This window comes from Hymenobacter sp. HD11105 (genome assembly GCF_054051685.1).
The window spans coordinates 1-266 of sequence record NZ_JBSWBR010000029.1; the positions used below are offsets into that span (position 1 = coordinate 1).

1 pseudogene is annotated in these 266 nt (G+C 69.2%); it reads right to left on the minus strand.

The features are described from left to right. A pseudogene (locus tag ACW9KT_RS22315) lies at positions 1-266 on the minus strand (IS1182 family transposase); the annotation flags it as partial.

Sequence of the window (266 nt, forward strand, 5' to 3'; positions counted from 1 at the left end):
TCGGTGGGGCTATAGTGCGTTTTGTTGCTGATCAAGCGCGCTTTCGGGCGCCGGGAGCCTGGGCGCTGGGTGGGCTGGATCTGCCGTTGCCGGGTGGCCACCCGCTGTAACACATGCGCCGGCGTATCTAACACGGCCGCGGCCGGGAGTGCCCGTCCCTCCCCATCCGACGCCCCACCCGCTAACTGCAGGCTCGGCCCGAAGGCCTCGCGGGGCTGCTTGTCGCAGAGGCGGTGCATAGAGGCGTTGGCTTTGACGGGGGCCGA